At 50.4% G+C, this 6,026-nt stretch carries 8 protein-coding genes; all 8 read right to left on the bottom strand.

Annotated elements, in window-relative coordinates; genetic code table 11:
• Nucleotides 1-186: 186 nt before the first annotated feature.
• On the bottom strand, nt 187-1,254 hold the full coding sequence (locus WC052_04305) for a DUF5667 domain-containing protein (GenBank protein ID MFA7286850.1): 1,068 nt from the start codon (nt 1,252-1,254) through the stop codon (nt 187-189).
• Nucleotides 1,254-1,784 (bottom strand): RNA polymerase sigma factor, encoded by a 531-nt coding sequence (locus WC052_04300; GenBank protein ID MFA7286849.1) that lies wholly within the window; start codon nt 1,782-1,784, stop codon nt 1,254-1,256. Before WC052_04300 ends, WC052_04305 begins: the two co-directional genes overlap by 1 nt.
• A gap of 359 nt (nt 1,785-2,143) precedes the next feature.
• Nucleotides 2,144-3,235, bottom strand: a complete 1,092-nt coding sequence (locus tag WC052_04295) for a S1C family serine protease (protein ID MFA7286848.1) — start codon at nt 3,233-3,235, stop codon at nt 2,144-2,146.
• Nucleotides 3,236-3,390: 155 nt separating this feature from the next.
• Nucleotides 3,391-3,693, bottom strand: coding sequence for a hypothetical protein (locus WC052_04290; protein MFA7286847.1), 303 nt, complete (start codon nt 3,691-3,693; stop codon nt 3,391-3,393).
• 26 nt (nt 3,694-3,719) lie between these two features.
• Complete coding sequence (locus WC052_04285) at nt 3,720-4,307, bottom strand: hypothetical protein (GenBank protein ID MFA7286846.1); 588 nt, start codon at nt 4,305-4,307, stop codon at nt 3,720-3,722.
• A gap of 40 nt (nt 4,308-4,347) precedes the next feature.
• The gene (locus tag WC052_04280) at nt 4,348-4,593 is read right to left on the bottom strand and encodes a hypothetical protein (GenBank protein ID MFA7286845.1); all 246 of its coding nucleotides are present in this window, start codon (nt 4,591-4,593) and stop codon (nt 4,348-4,350) included.
• Nucleotides 4,594-4,712: 119 nt separating this feature from the next.
• Complete coding sequence (locus tag WC052_04275) at nt 4,713-5,597, bottom strand: hypothetical protein (GenBank protein MFA7286844.1); 885 nt, start codon at nt 5,595-5,597, stop codon at nt 4,713-4,715.
• Nucleotides 5,598-5,604: 7 nt separating this feature from the next.
• On the bottom strand, nt 5,605-6,024 hold the full coding sequence (locus WC052_04270) for a hypothetical protein (GenBank protein ID MFA7286843.1): 420 nt from the start codon (nt 6,022-6,024) through the stop codon (nt 5,605-5,607).
• Nucleotides 6,025-6,026: the final 2 nt, after the last annotated feature.

Raw genomic sequence — 6,026 nt, 5'->3', positions numbered from 1 at the left:
TCCTATTAATTATCCCGCTAACGCGAGATTCTCTTAGAGAACCGCGAACCCCCGTCGAATGACGGATCGACCTTTGTTCCGTGGTTAGGCTGTAAAGCAGCCAGCGATTCAGTCCGACTATTGTCGGGCAGAAACGCCGAATGCCTGCCGTGTACGGTTAAGTCCGTCATGGGTAGTTAGCGGTTATTAGTTACTTAAACTGACTGGTGCATCTTGTACTTCTGGTTCTGTTGGTTGTATGTCTATAGCACCCTCTACCTTCCCTGGTACGTCTGTTTCTTCTGGGGTTGGTACGGGTTCGATTGTGTCGTCTGCTGGTTCTTCTTCAACAACTGGAATGTTGAGCTCTAGCACTAAATCTTCTGCTTCTCGAATAAGCGTTATCGCCGTTGCATAATCCCCTGCTGCTGTTCGGGCTTTGGCGGCTGCCAAATTTTCTTTTGCCTTGTCCGCGGAACCACCTTTTGCACCACCAAGGTGCGAGAGCGCAATTTCAGTGCTCTTAATCTTGGCGTCAATTCTGGTTGCCACCGTGGGGTCTTCTGGGTTAGCTTTGGCAATAACTTCTAACGTCTTCGTTTCCGTTCTGTTCACCGCGGCAATAGCTTTACCAACACGAAGCGCCAGCTCCTTATTCCCGGACTGCTGCGTGCTCTCAAGCGTGTGCACATATTCACCAAGCCGATCGTCAACGAGTCGCGCCAGTGACGCGGCTTCATCATTATTTTCTGAACTGTCTGATTCGTTAGCGGCTCTAGCAACAGTAGATTCAAACCGACCAACGAGCTCCGCCACCTGTGGCACGTTGCCGCCATTCTGGTTTGAGAGCACTGACACCTCTGCCAAGCGACGGCTCGCGTAATCAACTTGCAAGGCGACCCGCTGCTGTGGTGTACGAGCAGCTGACAAACGAACATCTTCAATTGCTACTTTAACTTTATACAACGCTTCGCCCGGCACACTGCCATTCACCGCCGCTAATACGTAGCTGCCGCCACCCAGACCAACGGCGAGCGCTAACGTGGCGAGAGCCACACCGCTCCGCATCACAAAAGAACCGGCGCTACCAAAAAGTGCTTCAGCGCCCCAGGTGAACATGCGGAATCGATTTGCCGTGCTCAGTTTTGGTGCGGTTGCCGCGTCAGATGCTACCCGAGCAATCAATGTGGCGCGCGACGCAGCAAGCCACTCTGCGCGTGGAGCGACAGATGGCTTAAGGTGTCGGAGCTGTTTTTGAAGCTGGGCTGTAGTCATTATACTTTGGTAGATCGAGCTTCTAAAGTTGTAACTGCTTCCTTCAAGGCTTCGACGGCGCGGTGCGCGGTAACTCGAATGGCACCGTTCGACTTGTCTAACATCTCGGCAATTTCTGCTAGCGAATACTCTTCAATGTAGCGAAGTAAAATAATATCTCGGTACTCTTCTTTAATGAGCAGTAATGCTCGTCTAACTATTTCCAAATCTGAACTTCGAACGGCATCGGCTGCTAAATCTATCTCGGCCGGGAACGTGGCTAGCTGTTCATCGATTTGCGTTTGCGGCTGTTGACTGCGTGAACGGTAATGGTCGATGACAGCGTTGTGGGCGAGTCGATAAACGAACGGCCGAAAATTCTTAATCCGTCGTTCTCGTCGCTTCACGTACTCCCACGTTTTAAGGAACACTTCACTTGCCAGGTCTTCTGCTTCCGCTTGTGTTCCTACTTTGAAGTAGATGAAGCGGTAAATCTTTGGCGCATATGCGTCATAGAGCTCTGCGAAAGCCGACGGGTCTCCGTCGTACAATCGGTACAGCAGTATCTTTTCTTGCCAAGGAGAGCTTTGCAGATGCAGTAAGCTGACAATAAATAAGACGAAAAAAAGAGGGTTATGTTACACCCGTGAATTCATAATTAAAAACAGGCCCTTTTCAACACAAAATACCTAAAAAGTATAGCGGAAAAGTACGTTATACGCCATACGCAGTACGCAGTACGCCAAGTAGTTTACGGCCAACGGTGACTTTCCGTACAGCCTATAGCGTAAGGCGTATAACCTACGGCGTATGCCGTATAGCCTCTATCTCCCGTATAACGTATAGCGTAAGTCGTACCTGCATACGGCACGTTATTTCCATCCCTGTAAGGCTGGAAATAACGTTATCCTCAGGTGGATAACTCACCAAGGATTACTGTCTTCTCAATGATTTGAGAACTTTCCACACCAGAGCGATATTTCAACGTAACTGTTTGACCAGGTTGTTTTTTAGATATCACCCGAAAAATATCTGCGTCTTCAACTATTTCTTCATCAATTGAAACAATGATGCTACCAACCGGTATGGAAGCACTCTTTGCAGCACTAGCGACAACAGTTCTAATCATGCCGCTCACATCCCCCTGCACTGATGCCCGCACGTAGGTAATACCCAGGCTCGCTCGCTTACTATTCGAGAATTGAATTTGCTGATCAAGAAGTGACTGCAATACGTCCGCCGGAACCAAAACCGTTGCGCCAGACGTAGAGCTTGTTGTCAGGCCCACGAGGTCACCGCGTAAACTGAAAACCGGAATTCCAACGGTCGATAACCGAAGTGAGGAAACCCCATACCCATAGGTGAGGCGGTCACTCGTGAGTACCTTGTCGCTACTATCGAAAGGTGTGGTCAAAGAAACAAGTGAAAGACGCTCGCCATCTTCCTCGCCGGTTGTGGCGACAACGGTCATTCCGACCGCTACGTTATCTGGTTCTGAAAAAGTAACAGAGGCGAAATGGGCACCTTCAACCTTGCCGAGCACGAATGGGCTAGCACTGTCTTTATACACAGTCTTAATTTCGAAAGGAACATTATCCACAATCAAGATATCCCCAACCAAAACATTGGCGTTTTGAACAGTTCCAAACCAACCATCCGCTGTCAGCATAATTGCCGAGCCACTTGCCGAGGAGTGTGGATAAACAACACTGCTGCCAAGACGGGTGGTATTACCTTTCTTAAATATCGAAGCGACAACTGTTTTGCTCTGCCGAACAACATCCACCACTCGTGCCCCCTCTTCAACCACCACCGTACCAGGAGACGACACAATGACAGACTCTGTACCCGGTGGGATTACTGCTTTTCTGAGTTCCGGAAACAACGAAAAAAGAAGCGCCGCTCCAGCCATACCGCCAGCCAGCGACAGAATGATTAACACCGGCACTGGAACGCCTGCTTTGCGCTCGAGTGGAAACGTTGGTATCTCTGTTTGTTCCATAGTGAAAGAATAATAGCAGAAGGCTCGCTGTGGGGCGAGCCTATCATTAAACGCCATTTTTACTTCATAAAGTTTAAAGACCCCGACACCACTATTATTTCAAGCGATGCGGGGGTCTTCTGATTGTAGGTTGTCTTCGTCGCCGGGTGGCTGACTCAGGCTTCGTCGGGGCTCAGGGGCTGCGGTGAGACTTCGAACCAGTCACAGCTGACGTCCCACTTGATGCGGCCGTCGTCCAGACTAATCCGGACGTTCTCGACGTCGACGTGCAGCTCGTCGCCGCCGACACTCTCGACCCAGCCGTCCGCCGGAAGTTCGGAGGGGTCGGCTTGAGTCACCGGGCATCCACCGTCACCGCAACGGGTGAAGTAGACAGTCCCCGTTCCATCCAGCGTACCGAGGTACGCTTTCAGGCCTTCGGGGCCGTCGTCGATGACGACCACACGTGTTGGTTTCATGGTTTCTTCTCCTTGTTGGTTGACCATCAAATCTCGTGCAACTGCACGAGCTCGTCCAAGCTGAACTCTTCGAGATGAATGACGTCTCCATCGATTCCTCCGGTCAGAATTGGAGTGTCGCCATGCACCTCTGGAAGTGCAGCAAGGGTTCGTCTGCAAACGCCACACGGGTGCAGCGTTCTGTGGCTGAGTCCACTATCGTGGTCAGTTTGCGGTTCGCCGACAACGACAATCCCAATGATACGGGTATAGCCAGCCATACGAGCTGCGGAAACTGCCACTTGTTCGGCGCAAACTGGGCGAATATCCTCTGCCGTCTTCATGTTTGCCCCAGTGAACGTCGTCCACCGGACACCCATGTAGTCAGCGGGGTCTTCGCTAACCTGCCATGCTTCTTTGGCTTCTCGATATGGTCGCCATGCGTAAACGGCGCACCCTACCTTAAAGCCGCGATACGAAATTGCTCGTTCTCTGGCGGCGTAGGCCTTCCAGACGAGCGTTTCTCGCGCCGCAATCCATCGCCGGTAATGTTCCTCATCGTCGACTAATCGACGTGGGTCCAGCACCTCAGGGTATTCCTGGAGGAACTGGGTCATGGAAAATATCCCGTTCATGGTTCCTCCAGTTTCTTAGTCAGCTTCGCAGTAGCGAAGGTTAGCAGTAGGGATTCAGCCAGTCGCTGCAATCTTTACGCGTTGCACCGGCATAAATGGTCACGCCGTTCAACGAGTGGTCCAGCACGACGTGACTGCCGTCGGTGCACTCTTCGATAGTGCACTCGAGGGCATTCCAGTGAGGCTTTGCCCAGCCAGGGCAAACAAACCCCATCGGCTGTTTCGTCTCAGATTTCTCGGCCATCGGAATTTCTCCTTCTAAAAACCTTTGATTGTCAGTGAACATTCAGCTCAACTTAGTCTCGTTACTCACGAGAAAAGCTGGCCCCCTACGACTGTAGGCGACCAAAGAAATTACTACTTTTTATTCAAAAAGTCAATGGTAACTACCCTATCTACACCGCCCTAAACAAACCAATTAGCAGTAATAAAGACAGCAAGCAAGGTAAACGTGCCAAGGTACAGATACCGACGAAGCACAGACGACCGCAGGGTGCCGTCTAAGTATGACCGGCCAATATTTGTAAATAGATAGTACGCCAAAACCAGCAAGAAAGACTTTACTTCAACACTGTGCGGTAAGAAATTGGTTACCCAAAATAGTTCGCCTAAAATTAACGCTTGCGATACTTGCAGCAGCCAGACGGTTTCTGCATTGTACCGTTGCACCCAAATTGTGCGGTAATCGATAAAGAAAACGATTGCCACCACTAACCCTGAACCAATGAGGAGTGCATTGCTTGCAATAATGCCAGGGAAAATCGTGGCGTCGAGTAGTGCATTAAACGCAAAGAGAGAAAAGAACCAGATGATGGCGGTGTTTAACGCCAGCGATATATTTTCAAGTGCCTCATCATGATACCGCGCCCTATCCCAGTAATAGCGCCAAATGTTTTCCCAAAACAGTAAAAACAAGGCGGCAACGAGAATAATGGTTACCTGACGACTGGTTGCAGTAGGGAGAAAAAGCAAAAGCCCGACCGAGGTAATACCCAGAAGCGCCGGGGTAATAAGCGTGTGCCACCAACCTGGTAAAGTGAGCCGGGTGTTCATAAGACCAATACCCGTGGTAACAGCCATGGCGATAATGAGCAGAATCACTATTGCCCAAAGGTCGGGGCGAAACAGTACAAATTCAAAAAGACTAATAGAAACGACGCCACTTATTATTGGTAGTAGTCGCCGTGCTGGTTGCTGACGCAGCGTCAAAAGAAACCCCCGGCCAGCGTATCGCAAACGGTTGTATAGCTGGCGCAACCATTGTAGTAAACCTAAAGCGTAGTTGCGCACAGAATACTTATTGCCCAGCCGCTAACCACGGGTTAGCAACACTAATGGCTCGTAACCCAGCCAGGGCACTGCTCATGGCTACTTCGTTTTCTGCTGCTTCAGCCGCTGCTAAAGCATCGAGCGCTAGCACCAAATCCAAATGCACGTCTTTAAGATCCATCGGTACGCGCAATGCGAGGAGTGCGGTTCGGGCATTTGTTATCGCAACCACACGCTCTTCTTTACTGTCAGCTTGATACGCCACCACGAAACTTGTAAGCGCTGCGGCCGCACCATTTTGGTACGCTTTCGTGTCAACGGGAGACGGTTTTGAAGCAACCTGTGTCGCTTGTGTCAGAACCACTGCATTCATAGCTTGTACGGAAACATTTACCGCAAGTATGGTGATGACGGCAAGAAAAAGTAGTAGTAGGTCGTGTTTTTTCATAG

The sequence above is a fragment of the Patescibacteria group bacterium genome (assembly GCA_041675205.1).
Taxonomy (GTDB): domain Bacteria; phylum Patescibacteriota; class Patescibacteriia; order GWA2-46-9; family GWA2-46-9; genus JBAYUF01.
The sequence above is the reverse complement of the archived record's forward strand: the minus strand, read 5'-3'. Positions and strand labels throughout refer to the sequence as shown.

What these genes read in the sequence shown, in the direction of transcription:
- WC052_04285 (MFA7286846.1), bottom strand. Translation starts at nt 4,307, where the DNA reads ATGAACGGGATATTTTCCATGACCCAGTTCCTCCAGGAATACCCTGAG.
- WC052_04305 (MFA7286850.1), bottom strand. Translation starts at nt 1,254, where the DNA reads ATGACTACAGCCCAGCTTCAAAAACAGCTCCGACACCTTAAGCCATCT.
- WC052_04280 (MFA7286845.1), bottom strand. Translation starts at nt 4,593, where the DNA reads ATGTTCACTGACAATCAAAGGTTTTTAGAAGGAGAAATTCCGATGGCC.
- WC052_04295 (MFA7286848.1), bottom strand. Translation starts at nt 3,235, where the DNA reads ATGGAACAAACAGAGATACCAACGTTTCCACTCGAGCGCAAAGCAGGC.
- WC052_04290 (MFA7286847.1), bottom strand. Translation starts at nt 3,693, where the DNA reads ATGAAACCAACACGTGTGGTCGTCATCGACGACGGCCCCGAAGGCCTG.
- WC052_04270 (MFA7286843.1), bottom strand. Translation starts at nt 6,024, where the DNA reads ATGAAAAAACACGACCTACTACTACTTTTTCTTGCCGTCATCACCATA.